Annotated in this window: 21 protein-coding genes and 1 riboswitch; of the genes, 8 read left to right on the top strand and 13 right to left on the bottom strand. The window is 73.8% G+C overall.

Annotation, left to right across the window (positions count from 1 at the left end):
• The first annotated feature begins 171 nt into the window (after positions 1–171).
• From E4A51_RS00835 to E4A51_RS00820, 4 genes are read left to right on the top strand one after another with little or no spacing between them, the layout of a single operon-like run.
• Positions 172–1,176, top strand: a complete 1,005-nt coding sequence (locus E4A51_RS00835; RefSeq protein WP_070319861.1) for a hypothetical protein — start codon at positions 172–174, stop codon at positions 1,174–1,176.
• Between the two features lie 28 nt (positions 1,177–1,204).
• Entirely contained in the window at positions 1,205–2,857 is a 1,653-nt protein-coding gene (locus tag E4A51_RS00830) for a hypothetical protein (RefSeq protein WP_240696327.1), read from the top strand.
• The gene (locus tag E4A51_RS00825) at positions 2,854–3,579 is read left to right on the top strand and encodes an ABC transporter ATP-binding protein (RefSeq protein ID WP_082131404.1); all 726 of its coding nucleotides are present in this window, start codon (positions 2,854–2,856) and stop codon (positions 3,577–3,579) included. Before E4A51_RS00830 ends, E4A51_RS00825 begins: the two co-directional genes overlap by 4 nt.
• Positions 3,576–4,823, top strand: coding sequence for an ABC transporter permease (locus E4A51_RS00820; RefSeq protein ID WP_070319859.1), 1,248 nt, complete (start codon positions 3,576–3,578; stop codon positions 4,821–4,823). Before E4A51_RS00825 ends, E4A51_RS00820 begins: the two co-directional genes overlap by 4 nt.
• Positions 4,824–4,889: 66 nt before the next feature.
• Here the strand turns inward: E4A51_RS00820 and E4A51_RS00815 are convergent, their stop codons facing one another.
• From E4A51_RS00815 to E4A51_RS00785, 7 genes are all read right to left on the bottom strand, one after another.
• Positions 4,890–5,702: an exodeoxyribonuclease III gene (locus E4A51_RS00815; protein ID WP_070319858.1), complete on the bottom strand. Its 813-nt coding sequence runs from the start codon at positions 5,700–5,702 to the stop codon at positions 4,890–4,892.
• 62 nt (positions 5,703–5,764) lie between these two features.
• Positions 5,765–6,244, bottom strand: a complete 480-nt coding sequence (locus tag E4A51_RS00810; protein ID WP_046528872.1) for a VOC family protein — start codon at positions 6,242–6,244, stop codon at positions 5,765–5,767.
• A gap of 193 nt (positions 6,245–6,437) precedes the next feature.
• On the bottom strand, positions 6,438–7,319 hold the full coding sequence (locus E4A51_RS00805) for a bifunctional methylenetetrahydrofolate dehydrogenase/methenyltetrahydrofolate cyclohydrolase (RefSeq protein WP_046528873.1): 882 nt from the start codon (positions 7,317–7,319) through the stop codon (positions 6,438–6,440).
• A gap of 12 nt (positions 7,320–7,331) precedes the next feature.
• On the bottom strand, positions 7,332–8,615 hold the full coding sequence (gene glyA / locus E4A51_RS00800; RefSeq protein ID WP_134850629.1) for a serine hydroxymethyltransferase: 1,284 nt from the start codon (positions 8,613–8,615) through the stop codon (positions 7,332–7,334).
• 75 nt (positions 8,616–8,690) lie between these two features.
• Positions 8,691–8,781, bottom strand: a riboswitch (ZMP/ZTP riboswitch).
• 56 nt (positions 8,782–8,837) lie between these two features.
• Complete coding sequence (locus E4A51_RS00795; RefSeq protein WP_134850628.1) at positions 8,838–9,386, bottom strand: hypothetical protein; 549 nt, start codon at positions 9,384–9,386, stop codon at positions 8,838–8,840.
• 180 nt (positions 9,387–9,566) lie between these two features.
• Entirely contained in the window at positions 9,567–11,009 is a 1,443-nt protein-coding gene (locus E4A51_RS00790; RefSeq protein WP_134850627.1) for a hypothetical protein, read from the bottom strand.
• A gap of 57 nt (positions 11,010–11,066) precedes the next feature.
• Positions 11,067–11,594, bottom strand: coding sequence for a MarR family winged helix-turn-helix transcriptional regulator (locus tag E4A51_RS00785; protein WP_070319852.1), 528 nt, complete (start codon positions 11,592–11,594; stop codon positions 11,067–11,069).
• 39 nt (positions 11,595–11,633) lie between these two features.
• Between E4A51_RS00785 and E4A51_RS00780 the strand changes: the two genes are divergently transcribed.
• Positions 11,634–12,584 carry a DMT family transporter gene (locus E4A51_RS00780; RefSeq protein ID WP_134850626.1) on the top strand — a complete coding sequence of 317 codons (951 nt, stop codon included), beginning with the start codon at positions 11,634–11,636 and terminating at the stop codon, positions 12,582–12,584.
• Positions 12,585–12,743: 159 nt separating this feature from the next.
• Here E4A51_RS00780 and E4A51_RS00775 read toward each other — a convergent pair whose 3' ends face one another.
• The gene (locus E4A51_RS00775) at positions 12,744–13,235 is read right to left on the bottom strand and encodes a GNAT family N-acetyltransferase (protein ID WP_046528878.1); all 492 of its coding nucleotides are present in this window, start codon (positions 13,233–13,235) and stop codon (positions 12,744–12,746) included.
• Positions 13,236–13,283: 48 nt separating this feature from the next.
• Here E4A51_RS00775 and purU point away from each other — a divergent pair, with 48 nt between their 5' ends.
• From purU to E4A51_RS00760, 3 genes are all read left to right on the top strand, one after another.
• Positions 13,284–14,150 (top strand): formyltetrahydrofolate deformylase, encoded by an 867-nt coding sequence (gene purU, locus E4A51_RS00770; RefSeq protein WP_046528879.1) that lies wholly within the window; start codon positions 13,284–13,286, stop codon positions 14,148–14,150.
• A gap of 160 nt (positions 14,151–14,310) precedes the next feature.
• Positions 14,311–15,732 (top strand): PHB depolymerase family esterase, encoded by a 1,422-nt coding sequence (locus tag E4A51_RS00765; RefSeq protein ID WP_070319850.1) that lies wholly within the window; start codon positions 14,311–14,313, stop codon positions 15,730–15,732.
• Positions 15,733–15,910: 178 nt separating this feature from the next.
• A complete protein-coding gene (locus E4A51_RS00760) occupies positions 15,911–16,378 on the top strand; it encodes an aromatic ring-opening dioxygenase LigA (RefSeq protein ID WP_134850625.1) in 468 nt (155 codons plus the stop codon).
• Positions 16,379–16,397: 19 nt separating this feature from the next.
• Here the strand turns inward: E4A51_RS00760 and E4A51_RS00755 are convergent, their stop codons facing one another.
• The 5 genes from E4A51_RS00755 to chvE all read right to left on the bottom strand — a co-directional run bounded on the left by E4A51_RS00755 (position 16,398) and on the right by chvE (position 22,564).
• Complete coding sequence (locus E4A51_RS00755) at positions 16,398–17,204, bottom strand: ATP-binding cassette domain-containing protein (RefSeq protein ID WP_226239034.1); 807 nt, start codon at positions 17,202–17,204, stop codon at positions 16,398–16,400.
• 43 nt (positions 17,205–17,247) lie between these two features.
• Positions 17,248–18,465 (bottom strand): ROK family transcriptional regulator, encoded by a 1,218-nt coding sequence (locus tag E4A51_RS00750; RefSeq protein ID WP_134850873.1) that lies wholly within the window; start codon positions 18,463–18,465, stop codon positions 17,248–17,250.
• A gap of 124 nt (positions 18,466–18,589) precedes the next feature.
• The gene (mmsB, locus tag E4A51_RS00745) at positions 18,590–19,768 is read right to left on the bottom strand and encodes a multiple monosaccharide ABC transporter permease (protein ID WP_070319847.1); all 1,179 of its coding nucleotides are present in this window, start codon (positions 19,766–19,768) and stop codon (positions 18,590–18,592) included.
• Complete coding sequence (mmsA, locus tag E4A51_RS00740; protein WP_070319846.1) at positions 19,765–21,321, bottom strand: multiple monosaccharide ABC transporter ATP-binding protein; 1,557 nt, start codon at positions 21,319–21,321, stop codon at positions 19,765–19,767. Before mmsA ends, mmsB begins: the two co-directional genes overlap by 4 nt.
• 85 nt (positions 21,322–21,406) lie before the next feature.
• Positions 21,407–22,564 (bottom strand): multiple monosaccharide ABC transporter substrate-binding protein, encoded by a 1,158-nt coding sequence (gene chvE / locus E4A51_RS00735; protein WP_046528885.1) that lies wholly within the window; start codon positions 22,562–22,564, stop codon positions 21,407–21,409.
• Positions 22,565–22,602: the final 38 nt, after the last annotated feature.

Genomic DNA, 22,602 nt, shown 5'->3' with positions numbered 1-22,602 from the left:
CCTGGGCCCGGACACCCGTCTCGAGGATGCCAACCCCGGCCTCGGTCTCATACCGCAGAATGACCACCCCGCAACCGGGGCTTCGCTAGGGTCGCCGTGACGCCCGTCGCGGGCGTCGGTGACCGAGTGCCCGATCCTCGCTCGTCGCGACCCCTTCCGAGAGGCCCACCGATGCGTCGTACCACCGTCCTGCCCGTCGCCGCCGCGATCGCGGCGCTCGTCCTCGCGGGCTGCACGAGCGGGGACTCGTCGCCGTCGGACGCCGAGACGGGCCCGCTGACCGCCTTCTTCGAGAAGATCGGGGGCTCCTACGACCAGGACGAGGCGACCGAGCAGCAGCGCCGGGCCGAGGAGATCGTCGCCGCGTGCATGAGCGAGGAGGGCTTCGAGTACTCCCCGAACGTCCCGCAGACCGGGTCGCAGGGCGTCATGGGCGGCGACGACGCGCCCGACTGGGAGTCGCGCGAGTTCGCGGAGCAGTACGGCTACGGCGCGTCGACGAGCGACGAGCTGTTCGGCGGCGCCACGAGCGGCGAGGAGCAGGTCGACCCCAACGCCGACTACGTCGCCGGCATGTCCGAGGGCGAGCAGACAGCGTTCTACGAGGCGCTGTACGGCGCGGCCCCCGAGGTCGACCCCGACGCCGACCCCGAGGCGGAGGCCGAGTACGAGTACAACTGGGAGGAGGCCGGGTGCCAGGGCAAGGCCCAGCACGAGGTCTACGAGGAGAACCAGCTCTGGGACGACCCGGCGATGAAGCAGCTCAGCGACGAGATGAGCGCCGAGTACGAGAACATGGCCGACGACCCGAAGCTCCGTGAGGCGCAGGAGAAGTGGGCCTCGTGCCTCGCCGACGCGGGCTACGACTTCGCGACGCCCGACGAGGCACGGCAGAGCGTCTACGACGAGCTCAGCGGTCTGTACGACTCGGTCGCACCGCCGGAGGGCGCCACCGACGAGGAGCTCGCGAACTTCGACTACCAGCCCGACGCCACGAAGATGGCCGAGCTGAAGAAGAAGGAGATCGCGCTCGCGACCGCGGACTGGGAGTGCAAGGACTCCGCCGGGTACGCCGACGCCCTGAAGGCGGCCAACCTCGCGCTGGAGAAGCGCATGTGGGACAAGTACGGCGCGCAGCTCCAGGCGATCGCCGACAAGCAGACCGCGTCGAAGTGACGCGACGCACCGAGCAGAAGAGTTCATCGTGAGCACGGTCTCGAACCATGTCAGCGGCGGCCGCCGCACCATCGTCGCCATGGCCGTCGTCGCCGTGGTGTGCCTCGCGGCGGGCCTCGGGCTGTCGCGCCTGATCGTGTCGCCCGGGCAGGCGGCCGCCAACGCCGCCGCCCCCACGGCCGGGCCCATCACGGTCCCCGTCGAGAGCCGCGTCATCGGCAACGAGGTGGTCCTGCGCGGCGACGTCGGCTACGACGACCCGGTCGACCTCACGGTCGAGGTCGGCGACCTCGGCGGCCCGGCCGTCGTCACCGGTCAGGTCAAGGAGGTCGGCGCGACCGTCGACCCCGCGACCGTGGTGCTCGAGGTCGCGGGCCGCCCCGTGATCGCCCTGCCCGGCGACCTGCCCACGTACCGCACGCTGCGCGCAGGGGTCTCCGGGCCCGACGTGCAGCAGCTCAAGGCCGCGCTGCGCGCGGTCGGGATCGACGGCGGCGACCCGGGGGGTGCGTCCTACGACTCGACCACCGCCGCCGGTGTGCGCGCCCTGTACCAGAAGGTCGGCTACGAGTCCCCCACCGGCGGCGAGGAGGTCACGGGCGCCGTGCGCGCCGCGCAGGAGGCCGTGACCAGCGCGGAGGCCGGCGTGCGCAGCGCGCAGTCGGCGCTCGCGACCGCGGGCCGGGGCGGCGCCGCGGGGCAGTCGGTCGCCCAGCTCGACGGCGCCGTGCGGGTGGCCGAGGCCGAGCTGACGTACCTGCGCCAGGAGTGCGCGAAGCCTCCGGTGCCGATGACGCCCGACGGCGCCGAGCCCGGCCCGCAGTACCGGGACCCCTCGGTCGCGAGCTGCGCGGCCCCGGCGTTCGTCGCCGCCGAGTCCGCGCTCGGCACGGCGCGGGCCGAGCGCGCCGCGCTCGACGTCGCGCCGGACACCACCGCCGAGCGTGACGCCGTGCGGTCGGCCCAGGACCAGCTCAAGGCCGCACGCGACGCGCTCGCCGAGGCGCAGACCGACGCGCTCACCCCGCTGCCGGCCAACGAGGTCGTGTACCTGCCGTCGCTGCCGCGGCGCGTCGACGCCGTCTCCGTCGAGCGCGGCGGGGTCGTCCAGGGCAAGTTCATGAGCGTGTCCGGCGCGACGGTGCAGGTCACCGCCACCGCGTCGCGCGCCGACGCCGAGCTCCTCACGCCCGGCACGGTCGGCACCATGAGCGTCGACGGCGCCGACGTCCCCGTGACGGTCGCCGAGGTCACGGAGCCCGACGCGAAGCCGGACGCCGCGTCCGGCACCGGGTCCGACGACGGCGCGAAGGCCCCCGCGGGCGACCGCCGCCGGGTCGTCTTCACGGTCGGCGACCTCACGCCCGAGCAGCTCACGTCGATCCAGGGCAGCAACGTGCGCGTGCGCGTGCCCGTCAGCTCGACCGACGGCGAGGTCCTCGCGGTCCCGCTCGCGGCGCTCACCGCGGGACCGGGCGGCGAGAGCCGGATCGAGGTCATGGCGGACGGCACGAGCACGCTCGTCGAGGTGACCACCGGCCTCGCGGCCTCGGGGTTCGTCGAGATCAGCGACGCGAAGCAGCCGCTCAAGGCGGGCGACCTCGTCGTCGTGGGAGTCAGCGCCGCAGCCGACGGCGGCGGTGGCGACGACGGGTCGGACGAGTCCGGGGAGGACGCGTGACGGTCCTGGACCTGCTCGGCGACGCGCCCCCGGAGTCGCCGTCCGAGGTCCCGCCGGTCGTCGAGCTGCGCGGCGTGACGCGCCAGTTCCCCGGCGACCCGCCCGTGCACGCCCTGCACCCGGCCGACCTGCGCGTCGGCGCCGGTGAGTACCTGTCGGTCGTGGGGCCCTCGGGGTCCGGGAAGTCGACGCTGCTCAACCTGCTGGGCCTGCTGGACCGGCCGTCGGACGGCGAGTACCTGCTCGACGGCATCCCGACGGCGCACGCGGGCGAGCGCGAGCGGGCCGCGCTGCGGGCCGGGCACATCGGTTTCGTCTTCCAGGCGTTCCACCTGCTGCCGCACCGCTCGGTGCTGGAGAACGTGCTGCTCGCGACCATCTACAGCGGTGTGCCGCGCGCGGAGCGCCGTGACCGCGCCGTCGCCGCGCTCGAACGCGTCGGCCTGTCCCACCGCCTCGACTTCCCGCCGACCGTGCTGTCGGGCGGCGAGCGCCAGCGCACCGCCGTCGCACGGGCCGTGGTGTCGCAGCCGCGCGTGCTCCTCGCGGACGAGCCGACCGGCAACCTGGACTCGGAGAGCTCGGAGGCGGTGCTCGAGCTGTTCGACGAGCTGCACGCCGGTGGCCTCACGCTGCTCGTCATCACGCACGAGGACGACGTGTCGGCGCGCGCGCAGCGGCGCGTCCGCATCGCCGACGGGCACCTGCGGGAGATCGCATGACCGCCGTCGCGCAGCGCGTGCCCCGCACCGACCGGTTCGGCCCGCGCGACCTGCTCGCCGAGGCGGCGGCCGGAATCGGCGCCCGGCCGGGCCGTCTGGTCCTCACGATCCTCGGCACGGTGCTCGGCATCGCGTCGGTCGTCGTGACGGTCGGTCTCGCGCAGACTGCGGCCGGTCAGATCAACAAGCAGTTCGACGCGGTGGCCGCGACGCAGGCCGTCGCGAAGCCGGCCACCAACCGCGGGTTCGACGGCAACGAGCGCTCGCTCGCCCCGCTGCCGTGGGACGCGCCCGACCGCGCCGAGCGGCTCAACGGCGTCGACGCCGCCGCGCTCGTCGCCGAGGTCGACGCCGGCGACCGGGACGTCACCGCCGTGCCCGTGCACGACCCGTCGGCGGCGCGGGTCACGAGCCCCACGCTGCTGGCGACGACCGCGCACGCGCTCGACGCCCTCGACGGGCGGGTCGTGCAGGGCCGCTTCTTCGACGAGGGCCACGACGCGCGCGGCGACCGCGTCGTGGTGCTCGGTGTCGACGCGGCGCAGCGCCTGGGGGTGAGCCGGGTCGACCGCCAGCCGTCGATCTTCATCGGCGACCGCGCCTACCAGGTGATCGGCGTGGTGGACGGCATGGTGCGCCGCACCGACATGCGGTCGGCCGTCGTCCTGCCGATGGGCACCGCACGCGCCGACCTGGGTCTCACGTCGGCGCAGGAGCTGCACCTGCACATCGCGGTGGCCGCCGGCCCCGTGGTGGCGTCCCAGCTGCCGACCGCGCTGAACCCGAACTCTCCGGAGACGGTGACGGTCCAGGCGCCGCCGTCGACGTCGTCGGTCCGCCAGAGCGTCCAGGCGGACATCAACACGATCTTCCTGGCCCTGGGTGCCGTCGCCCTCCTCATCGGCGGGGTGGGCATCGCGAACGTCACGCTGCTGTCGGTGCTCGAACGGGTCGGCGAGATCGGCCTGCGCCGCGCGCTGGGGGCGACGCGGCGCCAGATCGCCGCGCAGTTCATGGTCGAGTCCGTGGTGGTCGGGCTGCTCGGCGGCATGGTCGGCGCGGCGCTCGGCGTCGCGGCCGTGACGACCGTGTCCGCCGTGCAGAGCTGGACCCCGATCCTCGACCTGCGCATGGTCGGCGTCGCCGCCCTCGCGGGCGGGTTCATCGGCCTGCTGGCGGGGCTGTACCCGTCGCTCAAGGCCGCGTCGATCGAGCCGATCTCGGCGCTGCGCGGCGGGGTCTGACGGACCCCTCCGCCTCGCGACGACGGCGGCCCGCGGACCTGGTCCGCGGGCCGCCGTCGCGCGCGGTCAGAGCGCGTACTCCGCGACGAGCGGGGCGTGGTCGGAGAACCGGGCGTCGTACGTCGCGGCACGGTCGACCGTCACCGTGCGTGCGAGCTCCGCGAGCGCCGGCGTCGCCAGCTGGTAGTCGATGCGCCAGCCCGCGTCGTTGTCGAACGCCTGCCCGCGCCACGACCACCACGTGAACGGCCCGGGGCCGTCGCCGCCGTGCTCGCGACCGAGGTCGCGCCACCCGAGGTCGTCGAACCAGCGGTCGAGGTAGGCGCGCTCCTCGGGCAGGAAGCCCGCCTTCTTGACGTTGCCGCGCCAGTTCTTGATGTCGACCTCGCGGTGCGCGATGTTCACGTCGCCCGCGACCACCGCGAGACGCCCGTCGGCCGCGAGCTCGGCGAGCCGCGCGGTGACGTGCTCGAGGAACGCGAACTTCTCGTCCATCGACGGCGTCCCGACCGTCCCGGAGTGCAGGTACGCCGACACGACCGTCAGCGTCCGGGCGGGTGTCCCGTCCTCCCCCGCGACCTCGAGGTCGGCCTCGACCCACCGGCCGGCGTCCCCGGTGACACCCGTGCCGAGCCCGATCCGCACGGCGCTCATGGGCAGCCGGGTCGCGATCGCGACGCCCGCCCGCCCCTTGGCGTGGCCGGCCTCGTGCGCGAGGTGCCACTCGTCGGGCGAGAGGTGGTCGGCGAGGATCTCGTCGCTGCCGCGCACCTCCTGCAGCAGCAGCACGTCCGGCTTGCGGACGTCGAGCCATTCCCCCATGCCGCGCCGGAACGCGGCGCGGATCCCGTTGACGTTGACCGTGGCGACTGTCAGCACGCGGCCATCCTGCCCCACGCCACCGACACCGCCGGCGGCCCCCGGGGCGGTCGTGGCGGGTCTCACTCCCCCGCGTAGGCGGCCTCGAGCGCGGCGACGTCGAGCTTCGTCATCTGCAGCATCGCCTGCGTCGCGCGCTGCACGCCCGCGGCGTCGGGGCGACCCATGATGTCGTCGAGCGCGCGCGGCACGACCTGCCACGAGACGCCGAAGCGGTCCTTGAGCCAGCCGCACGGACCGTGCGACCCGCCGTCGGCGGCCAGCGCGTCCCAGTAGCGGTCGACCTCCTCCTGCGTGTCGACCGCGAGGACGAACGAGAACGCCTCGTCGAGCGTGAAGGACGGCCCCGCGGTCAGCACGGTGACGGCGTGCCCGTCGAGCTCGAGCTCGACGACGAACGGTGCGCCGGGCTCGACGTCGGGCACGCCCTGCGCCGCGTGGACGACGCGGGTGATGCGCGAGTTCGGCACGACGGACACCCAGAACTCGGCGGCCTCGGCTCCGCGCTCGGGGAACCACAGGTGGGTACGGATCGCGGTCATGGTCGGCTCCTCGTCGCGTGCGGGTGGACGACGGGGCAGACCCGCGGCACGCGCCGAACTCATCGCCGCCCGAGCTCGTCACCGCCCGGCCGCGCCGCAGCACCGGCACCGCTCCTCCGGGCTCGCGCCGCACCGGCACCGGACGCGACGAGGCCCGGACGCTCGCGCGTCCGGGCCTCGTGCCGGCGGTCGTTCAGCCGGCCTGACGCTCGGCGGTGTCGACGACGTTCTGCAGCAGCATCGCGCGCGTCATGGGCCCGACGCCCCCGGGGTTGGGGCTGACCCACGACGCGACGTCCCAGACGTCGGGCGCGACGTCACCGACGACGCGGCTCTTGCCGGTCTCCGGGTCGGTGGCGCGCGAGACGCCCACGTCGACGACCGCGGCACCGGGCTTCACCATGTCGGCCGTGACGATGCCGGGCACGCCCGCGGCCGCGACGACGACGTCCGCGTGGCGCGTGTGCGCCGCGAGGTCGGCGGTACCGGTGTGCGTGAGGGTGACGGTCGCGTTGATCGCGCGACGCGTGAGCAGCAGCCCGATCGAGCGGCCGACGGTCACGCCGCGCCCGACGACGACCACGTCGGCCCCCGCGAGCGGGACGCCGTGCCGCTCGAGGAGCTCGACGATGCCGGCCGGCGTGCACGGCAGCGGCGAGTCGATCTCCTCGTTGACGCGCAGCACGAGCCGGCCCAGGTTCGTCGGGTGCAGGCCGTCGGCGTCTTTGGCCGGGTCCACGAGCTCGAGCACGCGGTGCGTGTCGATGCCCTTCGGCAGCGGCAGCTGCACGATGAACCCGGTGCACGCGGGGTCGTCGTTGAGGCGGCGCACGGCAGCCTCGATGTCGGCCTGCGTGGCGTCGGCGGGCAGGTCCTCGCGGATCGAGGCGATGCCGACCTCGGCGCAGTCCTTGTGCTTGCCGTTGACGTACCAGCGCGAGCCGGGGTCGTCGCCGACGAGCAGGGTGCCGAGCCCGGGCACCACGCCGCGCGCGGCGAGCGCCGCGACGCGCGTGGTGAGCTCGGCCTTGAGGGCGGCCGCGGTCGCGGTGCCGTCGAGCTTCTGAGCGGTCATCGGGGCCCCCGCTCAGTACTGCTTCAGGCCGGGGTACAGCGGGAACGCCTCGGTGAGCGTGCGCACGCGGGCGCGCAGCGCCTCGACGTCGGCCGCGGAGCCGCCGACGAGCGCCTCGGCGATGATGTCGGCGACCTCGGTGAACTCCGCGTCGCCGAAGCCGCGGGTCGCGAGCGCCGGGGTGCCGACGCGCAGGCCCGAGGTGGTCATCGGCGGGCGCGGGTCGTTCGGGACCGCGTTGCGGTTCACCGTGATGCCGACCTCGTGCAGGAGGTCCTCGGCCTGCTTGCCGTCCAGGGGCGACTCGCGCAGGTCGACCAGCACGAGGTGGACGTCGGTGCCGCCGGAGCGCACCGCGACGCCCGCGTCCTTCGCGTCCTGCCGGCCCAGGCGCTCGGCGATGATCCGCGCGCCGCGCAGCGTGCGCTCCTGCCGGTCGCGGAACTCCGGGGTGCCGGCGATCTTGAAGGCCGTCGCCTTCGCCGCGATGACGTGCATGAGCGGGCCGCCCTGCTGGCCGGGGAAGACCGCGGAGTTGATCTTCTTGGCCAGGTCGGGGTCGTTGGTGAGGATGAAGCCCGAGCGGGGGCCGCCGATCGTCTTGTGCACGGTCGAGGACACGACGTGCGCGTGCGGCACGGGGCTGGGGTGCACGCCCGCGGCCACGAGGCCCGCGAAGTGCGCCATGTCGACCCACAGGTAGGCGCCGACCTCGTCGGCGATCGCGCGGAACGCGGCGAAGTCGAGCTGGCGGGGGTACGCGGACCAGCCCGCGATGATGACCTTGGGCCGGTGCTCGAGTGCCAGGCGGCGGACCTCGTCCATGTCCACGAGGGACGTCTCGGGGTCCACGCCGTAGGCGACGATGTCGTACAGGCGGCCGGAGAAGTTGATCTTCATGCCGTGCGTGAGGTGGCCGCCCTGGTCGAGGGCCAGGCCGAGGATCGTGTCGCCGGGGCGTGCGATGGCGTGCAGCACCGCCGCGTTCGCGGTGGCGCCCGAGTGGGGCTGGACGTTCGCGAACTCCGCGCCGAACAGGGCCTTGGCCCGCTCGATCGCGATGGTCTCGGCGACGTCGACCTCCTCGCAGCCGCCGTAGTAGCGGCGGCCCGGGTAGCCCTCGGCGTACTTGTTGGTGAGCACCGAGCCCTGCGCCTGCAGGACCGCGAGCGGCACGAAGTTCTCGGACGCGATCATCTCGAGGGTGCCCTGCTGGCGGGCCAGCTCGCGGTCGAGGACGGCGGCGATCTCGGGGTCGAGGTCGGCGATGTTCTGGTCCAGCACGTTGTCGCTCATGCGCGGTGCTCTCCTGTCGCAGTCAACTGTGCGGGTCGCTCCCGGCGCACCCGCACACCGATGGGTGTGGGGTGACCGTGGGGCCCAGGCGTCCGACCCGTCGGTCCAGCTGCTGCGTCGCTCCCCGGTGGTGACCCACCCTGCTGCGCCAGTCGCGACCGGGACAGCGTAGCAACCGTGCGCGCCGCGGGGCACGGCCGTCCGGGCGTCGGTCGGCGGGGCTCAGCCGGTGCAGACCCGCACGGGGTGCTCCAGACGCGGCGTGCGGGTGATGCCGTCGGCTCCGGTGCGGGTGACCTCGACGACGAACGTGAGGTCGCCGCACCACTCGCCGTCGGCCCCCGTCCAGCCCGACGCGAGGTCGAGGTCGGGGGCCCCGATCTCGCCCCGCAGGTCGCCCTGGGCGGCGTCCTCCGCCCACCCGACGCCCCCGAGCGGAGGCACGAGAGTCCCGTCGTCGGGCCGGTCGGCGCGCCGCAGGTCGGCCCCGACCCAGCTCACGCGCTCGTCGGCCGCGCAGGCGGGGTCGACGTCGATGCGGATCGACGTCGTCGCGAGCGCGACGTCCGTCCAGCGCGCGACGACGGGCCCGCGGCGCACGGACCACGACATCTCGGCCGGGACCGTGACGGTCGCGCACGGGTCCTGGTCCCGCGGCTCGAGGACGACCGAGCGGTGCCCCGCGGTCGCCGGGGCGATCGGCGCGAGCAGCGCGCCGCCCGCCACCACCACCACGGCCACGCCCGTTGCCAGGACCCGTCCGCGCCTCATGCCGCCCTCTCGCGTCCGCCCCTCGTCGGGCGTCGCCCACGCTAGCGGGCGGCGGCCTGGCACGGACCTGGCCGGGCCGCCGGTGCTGCTGCGCACAACGGCAGGGGTCCGCGGCGGGGTGCCGGCGCGGCGCGGTGCCGCGCGGACGTCGGCGTCGCCTTCGCGGACGCGGCGTGCCGCTCAGAGGTATCCCGCGGTCCCGGGCGGCGGCGGCGCAGCGGCCGCCGGGAGCGGCGGGGCTCCCCGCAGCACGAGCTGCGCACGGCCGCCCGTCGTCGTGGTCACCAGCCAGGGCACGTCGGTCAGGGGGCAGCGACGCACGGCGGTGCCGCGCGGCAGGCTCGTGCAGCGCGGCGCAGCCACGAGGTGCTCCGACGCGTACGCCGCGGCGAACGGCCCGACCGCCGCGACCGGGTCCCAGCACCGGCACGCCCCGGCGCTCCGCAGCTGCGCGGCCCGGTCCGCGGCGCCCTCGCGTGCCACGCGCCTCCGCACCAGCGCGCGACGCGCGCTCTCGACCAGGACGAAGGACAGCGCGGGCACCCCCAGCAGCGGCACCGCCCACAGCAGCATCGCCCATCCGTCACCGAGGCCCGGCACGAGCGCCCGCACCCGCGCGTCGACCTCGAACGCCACGCCGATGCCCGCGACGAAGCCGGCGAGCGCGGCCAGCGCTGGCAGCGGCCGGACCTCGCTGTGCGCGCCGGTCTGGCGACCGTCGTCGAGCCGTGCACCGTCCACCGTGTCCCAGACCCGCTCGTCGCACAGGCTGACGCCAGGCACGCGCCGCCACACGCGCCGCAGGACCTCGACGACGCCGATGCCCAGCGCGATGCCGACGACGCCGAGCGGGAGCAGCAGCAGGGCCAGGATCCACGGGACGACGGTGGGCGCGCGGCGCCGGTGGAGCGCGGTCTCGTCGCGCAGCGCACGCAGGTCCGGGCTCGTCCGCCCACCGCGCGCGACCGCCGCCGCCAGGAGCGCCGCGCCCGCGCGGTCGCCCCGCCGCTGCAGGTCACGGACGGCGAGCGTGGTCGCGCCGGCGTCGTCGGCCGCGGCGGGCAGCGCTTCCTGGAGGCCGCGCGCGACGCCGACGACGGCGCGCACCGCGTCGGTGCTGCGCGCAGCGTCCCGGCGCGCGACGTGCGCGGCCGCCCACCCCCCGAGGCCTTGCGGGGTGCGGTCCCCGTGCTCGGAGACGAGCGTGACCCAGGCGTCGTCCGCGAGGTCGTGGCGCCCGGCCGGCCCGGCCGCGCCTGCGAGCAGCCGCAGGAAGTCGGCGCGCTGCTGCGGGTCCGCCACCCTCGAGCCGACGTGCAGCAGGGTGACCAGCGCGCCCTCGTCCCCCTGAGCGGCACGCGCTGCTGCGGCGACGACGTGCTCGGGCGACGTCGGCCCGTGCGCGGGCACCACGTCGTCGCCGCCGCGGGCCAGCAGCGTGAGAGCGTCGGCCGGGCGACCGTCGAGGAGCGCGAGCCGTGCGAGGTGGCCGACGTCGGCCCCGTCGACCGTGGTGAGCAGGTCCGCGGCCAGCCCGGGCTCGCCGAGTGCCTCGGCGTGCTGCGCCCAGGACCGCACGGAGCGGTCGTCCACGTCGGGGCCGGGCGTCGCGGTCGTGTCCACGCAGAGGTATCGGTCGCGCCGGGTCCGTCCTGGAGCGACCCGAGGCCACGCGCACCGTCAGGCGGTGGCGGGCGGCTCCTCGAGCGCGGCGAGCCACGTGCGCAGGATCCGTTCGAGGGTGTCGGCGTCCTGCGGCGTGAGCGCGTCGAGCAGGCGGTGCTCGTTGGCCATGTGGTCGGTGAACGCGGCGTCGATGACCTCGCGGCCGCGGGGCGTGAGCTCGACGAGGCGTGCGCGGGCGTCGTCGTCGGCGACGCGGCGGGTCACGAGGCCGGCGCGCTCGAGGCGGTCGACGCGCTTGGTGACGCCGCCGCTGGTGACGAGCGTGTGCGCGGCGATGTCGCCGCACGACCGCGCGTAGGGGGCGCCCGCGCGGCGCAGGGTCGCGAGGACGTCGAAGTCCCCCTCGGACAGGCCGTGCCGCTCGTAGACCGCGACGAGCTCGGCCGTCAGGTGGTTGGCGACGCGGTGCAGGCGTCCGATGACCTGCTGGGGCCGGACGTCCAGGTCGGGACGCTCGGCGCGCCAGGCGGCGCCGACGAGGTCGAGCCGGTCGGGGGTGGGTGACGTGCGCGACGCGGGCATGGCTGGAATATATCTTCCTCGTCAGATATTTTGTCTTCCGTGGAAAACACCTGGCGCTGGTCGCTCGTCGCCGCGATCGCCCCCGTCACCTGGGGAGCCGCCTACTACGTCACCGCCCACACGCTCCCCGCGAGCCACCCGCTGTGGGGGTCGGTGCTGCGCGCGCTGCCCGCCGGGCTCGTGCTGCTCGCGCTCTCGCGGCGCCGCCCGCGCGGCTCCTGGTGGTGGCGCTCCCTGGTGCTCGGCGCGATCAACATGAGCGCGTTCTTCGTGCTCGTGTACGTCGCCGCCCAGCGCCTGCCCACGTCGGTGGCGTCGACCGTCATGGCCGTCTCGCCGTTCGTGCTCGCGCTCGTCGCGTGGCCCCTGCTCGGGCAGCGCCCGCGGCTGGCCTCGATGCTCGGTGCCGCGCTCGGGCTCGCGGGCGTCGTCGCGATGCTCGTCACGGGCGCCGTCGCCGTCGACCCCGTCGGCGTCGCCGCCGGTGCGACCGCCATGGTCATGTCGTCGGTCGGCTTCGTCCTCGCGACCCGCTGGAAGGACGACGTCGACGTGCTCGCCACCACGTCCTGGCAGCTCGTCGCCGGCGGACTGCTGCTCGTGCCCGTCGCCGCGCTCGCCGAGGGCGCCCCACCGGTGCTCGACGGCCGCGGCTGGCTCGGCATCGCCTACGTGTCGCTCGTCGCCACGGCCCTGGCCTACGTCGCGTGGTTCGCCGCGCTGCGGCACCTGCCCGCCGGGTCGGTCGGCCTCGTCGGCCTGCTCAACCCCGTCACCGGCGTCGCCGTCGGGCTCGCGCTGGGCGGCGAGCGCCTCGGGCCGCTGCAGGTCGCGGGCGTCGTCGCCGTGCTCGCGGGCGTCGTCGTGGGGCAGCCCGCGGCGCACGCGCTGCTGCGCCGACGGCGGCGACCCGCGGCGACCGCCGCCGTGCCGCCCCCGCCCAGCGGCGCCCTCGACCGTCAGGCCGAGCCCGCGAGCGCGGGCCGCTGACGCCTCAGCAGCTCACCCACATCGCGCAGCCCGCGACCTGGAGCGTCGGCTCGAGCGGCACGTCGTCCCGGGCCACGCCCTCTCCGTGCCGCACGCCGCACGAAAGTCGGGTCGCGGGGCGTGCGGGGTGCCGAGCGGAGCGTCGAGCAGGTGAGGGCGTCAGACCTGGACGGCCTCGCCGTCGCCGAGCAGCTTGCGCAGGTAGGCGTACGTGAGGTCGCCGGCGGTCTGGTCGTGCTGGTGCTCGTAGCCGGCCTTGTTGTAGAGCGCGATGTTCTGCAGCGAGTCGCGGCCCGTGAACACCCAGACCTCCTCGATGCCGTCCGGGAGGGTCGGCAGGATCGCGGAGAGCAGCTCGGTGCCGATGCCCTTGCCCTGCAGGTCGGGCGCGACGGCGAACCGGCCGAGCGTCGCCTTGCCGCCCTCGACGAGGACGCGGATCGACCCGACCAGCCGGTGCCCCCACCACGCGCCGAGCGTGATGACGCCGTCGGCCGTGAGGTCGGCCTTGAGCTCCTTGAGCGTCTGCGTCAGCGGCGGGATGTTCGGGTCGCCGTACTGCTGCGCCTCGGTGACGAACGCGGCGCGCCGCAGCGTGAGCAGCTCACCGGCGTCGTCGACCGTGACCGGGCGGATGTCGAGGGCCGTCATGCGGTCATCGTCTCAGCCCGCGCGGCCCGCGCACTACTCTCGGGCCTCGTGTCCCACACCTCGGATGTCGACCCGACCCACCTCGTCCTGACCCTGTCGTGCCCCGACCGCCCGGGCATCGTCGCCGCCGTCGCGGGGCTGCTGGCCGAGCACGGCGGCAACATCACCGAGTCGCAGCAGTTCGGGGACCCGCTGTCGGGGCTGTTCTTCATGCGCGTGCAGGTGTCGACCGACGTGCCCGCCGAGCGGCTGCGCGCCGACCTCGCGGCGCTCGCCGAGCGCTTCGACATGACGTGGCGGCTCGACGTGGCCGGGCGCCCCGTGCGCACGCTCGTCATGGTGTCGACCGCGGCGCACTGCCTCAACGACCTCGCGTTCCGCCAGCAGGCCGAGAACCTGCCCGTCGACCTGGTGGCGGTCGTCTCGAACCACGACGCGCTGCGCCCCCTCGCGGACTTCTACGGCATCCCGTTCCACCACGTCCCCGTGACGTCCGCGACCAAGGCCGCCGCCGAGGCCCGCCTGCTCGAGCTCGTCGAGGAGCTCGACGTCGAGCTCGTCGTGCTCGCGCGGTACATGCAGATCCTGTCGGACGACCTGTGCCGCCGGCTCGAGGGTCGCGTCATCAACATCCACCACTCGTTCCTGCCGTCGTTCAAGGGCGCACGCCCCTACGCGCAGGCGCACCAGCGCGGCGTCAAGCTCATCGGTGCGACCGCGCACTACGTCACCGGCGACCTCGACGAGGGGCCGATCATCGAGCAGGACGTCGAGCGCGTCGACCACTCGCACGCCGTGGCCGACCTGGTCGCGCTCGGGCAGGACGTCGAGCGGCGCGCGCTCGCGCGCGCGGTGCGGTGGCACGCCGAGCACCGCGTGCTGCTCGACGGGCACCGCACGATCGTCTTCCGCTGAGACCACCGCGCGGCACCGGGGCGGCCACACCCCCGGTGCCGCGCGAAACGGTTCGGGCCCTGCCGGGCCGCGACCACGGGGTCGATGCTCTGGCCGACGGCCCGCCGACGACGACGGGCCGCGCGACCAGCGCCGGCACGGCCGGCGGGGCGGAGGACCCATGCGTACGACCCGAACCGGCACCCGGCCACGACGCACCCGGCCGCCCGGCGCGCTGCGCGCGACGCTGGCCGCCGCCGTCCTCGCCCTCGCGGCCGTGGGCGGCGCGGGCGTGGCGACCGCTCCCCCGGCGCAGGCGGCCTCGCTCGTCGAGGTGACCGGGTTCGGCAGCAACCCCGGCGGGCTCAGGATGCACCTGTTCGTGCCCGACCGCGTCGCGCCCGACCCCGCGGTGCTCGTCGTCGTGCACTACTGCACGGGCAGCGCGCAGGCGATGTTCAACGGCTCGCAGTTCGACGAGCTCGCGTCGCAGCACGGCTTCATCGCGGTGTACCCGAGCACCAACCGGCCGGGGAACTGCTTCGACGTCTCGTCGGCCGCGGCGATGACGCGTGACGGCGGCAGCGACCCGCAGAGCATCGTGCAGATGGTGCGCTACGTGCAGCAGCGTTACCAGACGGACCCCTCGCGCGTGTTCGTCACGGGTGTGTCCTCGGGGGCCATGACGACGCAGCTGCTGCTCGCCGAGTACCCCGACGTGTTCGCGGCGGGATCAGCGTTCGCGGGCGTCCCGGCCACGTGCTTCGCGACGGGCGGGCCGAAGCCCGGCACGACCGCGCAGGCCGGTTGGAACAGCGACTGCGCACAGGGACGGCGCGTGCTGTCCGCGCAGCAGTGGGGCGACCTGGCCCGCGCCACCTACCCCGGGTACAGCGGCCCGCGGCCGCGCGTGCAGCTGTGGCACGGCACGAACGACGAGACGCTGAGCTTCCAGAACTTCACCGAGGCCACCAAGCAGTGGACCGACGTGCTCGGGATCAGCGCGGCGCCCGCGTCGACCGAGACGCTCGGCAACCGCACGCGCGCCCGGTACGGCGGCACGGGCACCCGGGCGCCGTTCGAGACGAACCGGCTGCAGGGCACGACGCACAACCTGCCGGTCGACGCCGCGGCCGCGATCGCGTTCTTCGGGCTCGACCAGCCGGCCCCGACGCCCACCCCGACGCCGACACCCACGCCCACGCCGACCCCCACCCCGACCCCCACGCCCACGCCGACGCCCACCCCGACGCCGACGCCCACGTCGACCCCGACGGCCCCCGCCGGCGCCTGCACGGTGACCTACACGGCGAACCAGTGGCCGACCGGCTTCACGGCGTCGGTAACGGTCCGCAACGACGGCGCGACCGCGGTCGGCGGCTGGACGCTGCGGTTCGCGTTCCCGTCGGGTCAGCAGGTGACGCAGGCGTGGAGCGGGACCGCCACCCAGCAGGGCGCGCAGGTCACGGTGACGAACGCGGCCTGGAACGGCGTGATCCCGCCGGGCGGCTCGGTGCAGCTCGGGTTCAACGGCACGCACGGCGGGACCAACACCGCGCCGTCCGCGTTCACGCTCAACGGGGCCTCCTGCGTGGTCGCCTGAGACGTGACCGGCCCCGCACGGGCAAGTGCGGGGCCGGTCCACGTCCCGGACGCCAGAGACGAAAGTCTGTGACACAGGTCATACGAACCGTTTCACGGGGTGCGTGCTTGAGATTTCACCCATCACCGTGGTCGCCGGACGTCCACGAGGACGCCACCGGCCATCGGAAGGACACCCCATGACCGCCGACGTCGCAGCCAGCACCGCCCCGCGCACCGACGACGCACCCGGACGCCGCAACGCTCGACGCGTCCGCCTGCTCGGCACGCTCCTCGTCGCGCTCGGCGCGCTCATGATCCTGGGCGGCGCCGGCGCCTGGGTCGCCGTCTCCCAGGGCCTCGCGTCCGAGCGCGCCATGGTCGCAGAAGACGCACCCGCCTTCGCCGGTCAGCAGATCTCGTCGCCGTGGACCGCGTTCGCGCAGACCGAGGCCATCAAGGGCCACATCTCCGCCATGGCCGACGGCGAGACCTACGCGACCATGGACCAGGACGACCCGATGCGCGACACCGTCGCTCAGGGGACGTTCGTGCGCGGCTCGCTGCTCACGTCCGTCATCGCGTTCGGGGTCGCGCTCGCCGTCGTCGGCACCGGCACCGGGTTCGTGCTCGGCGGGTTCGGCCTGCGCAGCGTCGCCGCGCGCTGACCCCCGCTCGACCGCCGGGCTACCGCAGCCCGACCGAGGTGGTCACGGGCGCGACCTGCGTCGCGCCCGTGATCGCCGCCAGCAGCTCCTCCTGCGACACGTGGCGTGCGTCGAACGAGCCGTTGTTGCGGCCGTGCCGCAGCACCTCGATGCGGTCCGACACGGCGCGCACGTCGTTGAGGTTGTGGCTGATGAGCACGACGCCGAGCCCCAGCTCCCGCAGCCGCTCGATGTGCGTGAGGATCTCCGCCGTGTGCGCGACCGACAGCGCCGCCGTGGGCTCGTCGAGGACCACGAGGCGCGGCGACCCGATGAGGGTCCGCGCGATCGCGACGGTCTGCCGCTGCCCGGCCGACAGGTGCGACACGGGCGTGCGGACGGCGGGGATCCGGCTCGACAGGTCGTGCAGGATGCGCCGTGCGACCCGCTCCATCTCGCCCTCGCGCATGAGCGTGCGCTCGCGCAGCTCGCGCCCCAGGAAGAGGTTCGCGGTGACGTCGAGGTTCTCGCACAGCGCGTAGTCCTGGAACACCGTCGCGACGCCCGCCTGGTGCGCGTCGGACGGCGACGGCAGCGCGACGGGCTCGCCGCCGATCTCGAGCAGGCCCGCGTCGGGCTGCAGCACGCCCGAGATGATCTTGGCGAGCGTCGACTTGCCCGCGCCGTTGTCGCCGACCAGGGCCACGACCTCGTGCGGGTGGACGACGAGGTCGACCCCGACGAGCGCCTCGACCGCCCCGAACCGCTTGGACACCTGCTGCACCGACAGCACAGGGGTCCGCCTGCCGACACCCACGGCCTCGCCCACCTGCCCTTCGTCGCGCACGTACCGACCAGTGTTTCCCCCGCTCCCGGGGGCGTCAAACCTGTCAGCCACCTTGCTCCCCGGTGGCCGCCGTGCCGTCCTCGCGGCCCGTGCCGTGCCCGGCGCCGACGTCCGCACCCATCTGATCGGTCGCCTCGAGCACCAGCGCGAGGGCGCCGAGCACCTTCGCCCGGACGCCGAGGTCCCCGGGGACGACGTCGAGCGTGACCATCTGGTTGAGCGGCACGCGCCGCGCGATGGCCTCGCGCATCGGCTGCACCAGCAGGTCGCCCGTCTCCGCGAGCTCGCCGCCGACGACGACGCACTGCGGGTTGACCACCATCGCCATGCCCGCGACCACGCCGCCGATCACCGCACCGGCGTCGGCGACCACCTGCCGGCACCCGGGGTCGCCGTCCACCGCGTGCTGCACGAGGTCGCGCAGCGTGAGCGTGCCGTGGCTGACCGTGAGCGGCTCGACCAGCGCCGGGTACCCGACGACCGTGTCGAGGCAGCCGCGGCTGCCGCACCGGCAGATGCGCCCCTGCGGGTCGACCTGCACGTGCCCGATCTCGCCGGCCGTGCCGCCGAACCCGCGGTGCAGGTGCCCCGACAGGATGATCCCGGCGCCCGTGCCCGCGCCCACCGACACGTACACCGCGTCCTGGTAGCCGCGCGCGGCACCGAACCGGCTCTCGGCGAGGGCCCCGAGGTTCGCGTTGTTGTCCACCAGCACGGGCTTGGCCAGGCGCTTGGCCAGCACGTGCACGACCGGCACCTCGTCCCACCCGCGCAGCAGGCCGCGCACGGTCACGAGGCCCGTGCCGGGCTCGACGGGCGCCGGCAGCCCGACCCCGAGGCCGACGAGCTCGTCGACCGACGCGCCGACCCGCTCGAGCAGGTCGATCACGAGCAGCGCGACGCGGTCGAGGGTCGTGTCGGCGCGGTGGTCCGCGGGCAGCGGGAGCGTCTGCTCGGCGACGATCTCGCGCGTGACGTCGCCGAGCGCGACCCGCAGGTGCCGCGGGCCGACGTCGACGCCGGCCGCGAGGCCCGTGCGGCGCGCGATCGTGACGAGCTGCGCGCGCCGACCCGAGCGGATGGTGCCGTGGGTGTCGACGACGCCCGCGGCGAGCAGCTCCTTGACGATCGAGGAGACGGTCGCGGGCGAGAGCCCCGTGGCGGCGGTGAGCTCGACCTGCGTGAGACCGCCGTAGCGCTTGACGGTCTCGACGACGAGCGCGCGGTTCGCGCCCCGCAGGGACGACTGCGATCCCGACATCGGTCCCCTCACGTCGGCCGAGCCTAGCGGTCGGAACTGGGCACCGACGCGTACGTCGGTCCTGGCCGGAGCCGCACGTCGCGCGCCCCGCACCGGGTGTCCGGCACGGGGCGCGCGGGTGGTGTCAGCGCGCCTCGGCGCGCCGCTTGTTCCAGACGTCGAACGCGACGGCCAGCAGGAGCACGAGGCCCTTGACCATCTGCTGGACGGACTGCGGGACGCCCATGAGCTGCATGCCGTTGCTCATGACGGCCATGATCAGGGCACCGGTCATGGCGCCCGTCACCCGGCCGACGCCGCCGGTCGTCGACGCGCCGCCGATGAACGCCGCGGCGATCGCGTCGAGCTCGAACATGTTGCCCGCGCCCGGCTGGGCGCCGTTCATGCGGGACGAGAACACGACGCCCGCGACACCGGCCAGCAGGCCCATGTTGACGAAGGTCCAGAACGTCACCTGGCGGACCTTGACGCCCGACAGCTGCGCGGCGTTGAGGTTGCCGCCGATCGCGTAGATGTGCCGGCCGAACACCGAGCGCTGCGTGATGACCGAGTAGGCCAGGATCAGCACCGCGAGCACGATGAGGATGTTCGGCAGGCCGCGGGACTGCGCGAGCTGGTAGCCGAACCACATGACGACCGCGGCGATCGCGACGAGCTTGAGCACGAACAGCGGCAGCGCCTCGACGACCTGCTGGTACGCGATGCGACCCATGCGGGTGCGCCACTGGCTCACGGCGTACCCGACCACCGCGACGCCGAAGATCACGAGCGTGAACACGTCCACGCCGTAGCCGCCGAGCAGGCCGTTGGTCGAGAAGCCGTTGGCGATGTCGTAGTACGTGCCGCCGAACGGCGACAGCGAGACGTTGTCGAGCACGCGCTGCGCGAGACCGCGGAACAGCAGCATGCCGGCGAGCGTGACGATGAAGCCGGGGATGCCCACGTAGGCGACCCAGAAGCCCTGCCACATGCCGACCAGGCCGCCGACGACGAGCGCCGCGAGCACGCCGACCCACCAGGGCTGGCCGTTGCGGATCACGAGGACCGCGGACACGGCCCCGGTGAGGGCCACGACCGACCCGACCGACAGGTCGATCTGCCCCAGCACGATCACCATGACCATGCCGATCGCGAGGATCAGGATGTAGGAGTACTGCAGGACGATGTTCGTGAGGTTGCCGGGGCTCAGGAAGTTCGAGTTCAGGAACGAGAAGAGCGCGACGATCACGAGGAACGCGACGAAGATGCCGCTCTGGCGGAGGTTCCGCGTCACCATCTCGCGGAAGCCGGCGATGGCCGTCATGAGGCAAGGTCCTTTGCTGTCTCGCGCTCCATGGTCATGAGCTCCATGAGCCGCTCCTGGGTGGCCTCGGCGACGGGCAGCTCACCGGTGATCCGCCCGAACGCGAGGGTGTAGACGCGGTCGCAGATGCCGAGCAGCTCGGGCAGCTCGGAGGAGATGACGACGACCGCCTTCCCCGCTGCGACCATCTTGTTGATGATCGTGTAGATCTCGTACTTCGCGCCGACGTCGATGCCGCGCGTCGGCTCGTCGAGGATCAGCACGTCCGGCTCGGTGTAGAGCCACTTGGCCAGCACGACCTTCTGCTGGTTGCCGCCCGACAGCTTGCCGACGACCGCCATGACGGTCGGCGTCTTGATGTTCAGGCTCGCGCGGTACTCCTCGGCGACCCGGACCTCCTCGTTGCCGTTGACCCAGCCGCGGCGCGCGAGGCGGCGCAGGCCGGCCGCGGACACGTTCTGCCGGATGTCCTGGATGAGGTTGAGCCCGTACCGCTTGCGGTCCTCGGTGGCGTACGCGAGGCCGTGGTTGATCGCCTCGTCGACGCTGCGGACCTGGATCTCCTGGCCGTTCTTGTAGATCCGGCCCGTGATGCCGCGCCCGTAGGAGCGGCCGAAGATGCTCATCGCGAGCTCGGTACGCCCGGCGCCCATGAGCCCCGCGATGCCGACGACCTCACCCGCGCGCACGGTGAACGACGCACGGTCGATGACGACGCGGTCGGCCTGCGTGGGGTGCCGGACGGTCCAGTCCTCGACCCGCAGCACCTCGTCGCCGATCTCCGGCGTGCGCTCGGGGTAGCGGTGCTCGAGGTCCCGCCCGACCATGCCGCGGATGATGCGGTCCTGGGTCGAGTCCGGGTCGGACATGTCGATCGTCTCGATGGTGCGGCCGTCACGGATGATCGTGGTGCGGTCGGCGATCTCGGCGATCTCGTTGAGCTTGTGGCTGATGATGATCGAGGTGATGCCCTGCTGCTGCAGGTGCCGCAGCAGCGCGAGCAGGTGCTCGGAGTCGTTGTCGTTGAGCGCGGCGGTCGGCTCGTCGAGGATGAGGAGCTTGACCTCCTTCGACAGCGCCTTCGCGATCTCGATGAGCTGCTGCTTGCCGACGCCGAGCTGCGACACGGGCGTCGTCGGGTTCTCGTCGAGCCCGACGCGCGCGAGGAGCTTGGCCGCCTCGGCGTTCGCCTTGTTCCAGTCGATCAGCGAGCCGGCGCCGCGCACCTCGTTGCCGAGGAAGATGTTCTCGGCGACCGACAGGTACGGCACCAGCGCGAGCTCCTGGTGGATGATGACGATCCCGCGGCCCTCGGAGTCGTTGATCGAGCCGAACTCGACCTCCTGCCCCTCGAAGACGATGGCACCGTCGTAGGTGCCGTGCGGGTAGACGCCGGACAGGACCTTCATGAGGGTCGACTTGCCGGCGCCGTTCTCGCCGCAGATGGCGTGGATCTCTCCGCGCCTCACGGTCAGGTTGACGTCCTGCAGCGCCTTGACGCCCGGGAAGGTCTTGGTGATGGACCGCATCTCGAGGATGGTGCTGTGGTCCATGACCCCTCCGTTCAGTGGTGGTCGGATGGCGGGCGGTGGGGGCGCGGCCCGGCCGGGGATCGCCCGGCCGGGCCGCGTCACCGGGTCAGGCGACGCCCGACTGGACCTGGGCCTCGGTCCAGTAGCCCGAGTCGACGAGCAGCGGGACGATGTCCTCCGCGAAGACGGTGTCGACCGTCAGCAGGTAGGACGGGACGACCTTCTTGCCGTTGTCGTACGTCTCGGTGTCGTTGGCCTCGGGCTTCTCGCCCTTGACGAACGCCTCGGCGACCTTGACGGACTGGTCGGCGAGCTTGCGCGTGTCCTTGAAGATCGTCGAGGACTGCACGCCGTCGTTGATGAGCTTGACCGACGCGATCTCGGCGTCCTGGCCGGTGACGATCGGCAGGCCGGCCTCGATGGTCGGGCCCTGGCCGACGCCCTGGAGCGCCGTGATGATGCCGCGCGAGATGCCGTCGAACGGCGACAGCACGCCCGAGAGCGTCGAGCCGTCGGAGTACGTGGAGGTGAGCAGGTCCTCCATGCGCTTCTGGGCGGCCTCCTGCGACCAGCGCAGCGTCGCGACGGTGTCGAAGTCCGTCTGGCCCGACTTCACGACGAGCGTGCCGTTGTCGATGTAGGGCTGCAGCACGGACATCGCGCCGTCGAAGAAGAACCCGGCGTTGTTGTCGTCGGGCGAGCCGGCGAACAGCTCGATGTTGAGCGGGCCCTGCACGCCCTGGACCGCGACGCCCGAGGCGTCGATGAGGCCCATGCCCTGCAGCAGCGCGGTGCCCTGCGCGACGCCGACCGCGAAGTTGTCGAACGTGACGTAGAAGTCGACGTTCTCGCTGTCGCGGATGAGGCGGTCGTACGCGATGACCGGGATGTTCTGCGCGGCGGCGCTCTCGAGCTGGCTCGTGAGGGCGGTGCCGTCGATCGACGCGATGATGAGGACGTCGGCGCCGCTCGTGATCATCTGGTCGATCTGCTGGGTCTGGGTCGGGATGTCGTCGCCCGCGTACTGCAGGTTGACCTTGTAGCCCAGGTCCTCGAGACCCTGCTTGACGGCCTTGCCGTCGGCGATCCAGCGCTCGGAGGTCTCGGTCGGCATCGCGACGCCGATCGTGATGTCGCTCGGGTCGGCGCCGCCGCCGGCGCCCTCGGTGCTGCCGCCGCCGGCGCCGGCACCGCCGCCGCCGCAGGCGGCGAGGCCGAGCGCGAGCGCTCCGGCCGCCGCCACCATGGTGAACTTGCGTCGCATCGTGTGCTCCTTCTCGTCGTCGAGAGGTTCCCGGTCCC

It is taken from the genome of Cellulomonas sp. HD19AZ1 (genome assembly GCF_004535805.1).
In the GTDB taxonomy this organism is placed as follows: Bacteria; Actinomycetota; Actinomycetes; order Actinomycetales; family Cellulomonadaceae; genus Cellulomonas; species Cellulomonas iranensis.
This window is presented reverse-complemented; position numbering and strand designations above follow the sequence as displayed.

Bases quoted from the DNA above. Each gene is read 5' to 3' on its own strand.
- E4A51_RS00835 (WP_070319861.1), top strand. From the start codon at position 172: ATGCGTCGTACCACCGTCCTGCCCGTCGCCGCCGCGATCGCGGCGCTC.
- E4A51_RS00805 (WP_046528873.1), bottom strand. From the start codon at position 7,319: ATGACCGCTCAGAAGCTCGACGGCACCGCGACCGCGGCCGCCCTCAAG.
- mmsA (WP_070319846.1), bottom strand. From the start codon at position 21,321: ATGGACCACAGCACCATCCTCGAGATGCGGTCCATCACCAAGACCTTC.
- E4A51_RS00785 (WP_070319852.1), bottom strand. From the start codon at position 11,594: ATGCCCGCGTCGCGCACGTCACCCACCCCCGACCGGCTCGACCTCGTC.
- E4A51_RS00765 (WP_070319850.1), top strand. From the start codon at position 14,311: ATGCGTACGACCCGAACCGGCACCCGGCCACGACGCACCCGGCCGCCC.
- E4A51_RS00750 (WP_134850873.1), bottom strand. From the start codon at position 18,465: ATGTCGGGATCGCAGTCGTCCCTGCGGGGCGCGAACCGCGCGCTCGTC.
- E4A51_RS00775 (WP_046528878.1), bottom strand. From the start codon at position 13,235: ATGACGGCCCTCGACATCCGCCCGGTCACGGTCGACGACGCCGGTGAG.
- mmsB (WP_070319847.1), bottom strand. From the start codon at position 19,768: ATGACGGCCATCGCCGGCTTCCGCGAGATGGTGACGCGGAACCTCCGC.
- E4A51_RS00820 (WP_070319859.1), top strand. From the start codon at position 3,576: ATGACCGCCGTCGCGCAGCGCGTGCCCCGCACCGACCGGTTCGGCCCG.
- E4A51_RS00795 (WP_134850628.1), bottom strand. From the start codon at position 9,386: ATGAGGCGCGGACGGGTCCTGGCAACGGGCGTGGCCGTGGTGGTGGTG.
- E4A51_RS00760 (WP_134850625.1), top strand. From the start codon at position 15,911: ATGACCGCCGACGTCGCAGCCAGCACCGCCCCGCGCACCGACGACGCA.
- E4A51_RS00810 (WP_046528872.1), bottom strand. From the start codon at position 6,244: ATGACCGCGATCCGTACCCACCTGTGGTTCCCCGAGCGCGGAGCCGAG.
- glyA (WP_134850629.1), bottom strand. From the start codon at position 8,615: ATGAGCGACAACGTGCTGGACCAGAACATCGCCGACCTCGACCCCGAG.
- chvE (WP_046528885.1), bottom strand. From the start codon at position 22,564: ATGCGACGCAAGTTCACCATGGTGGCGGCGGCCGGAGCGCTCGCGCTC.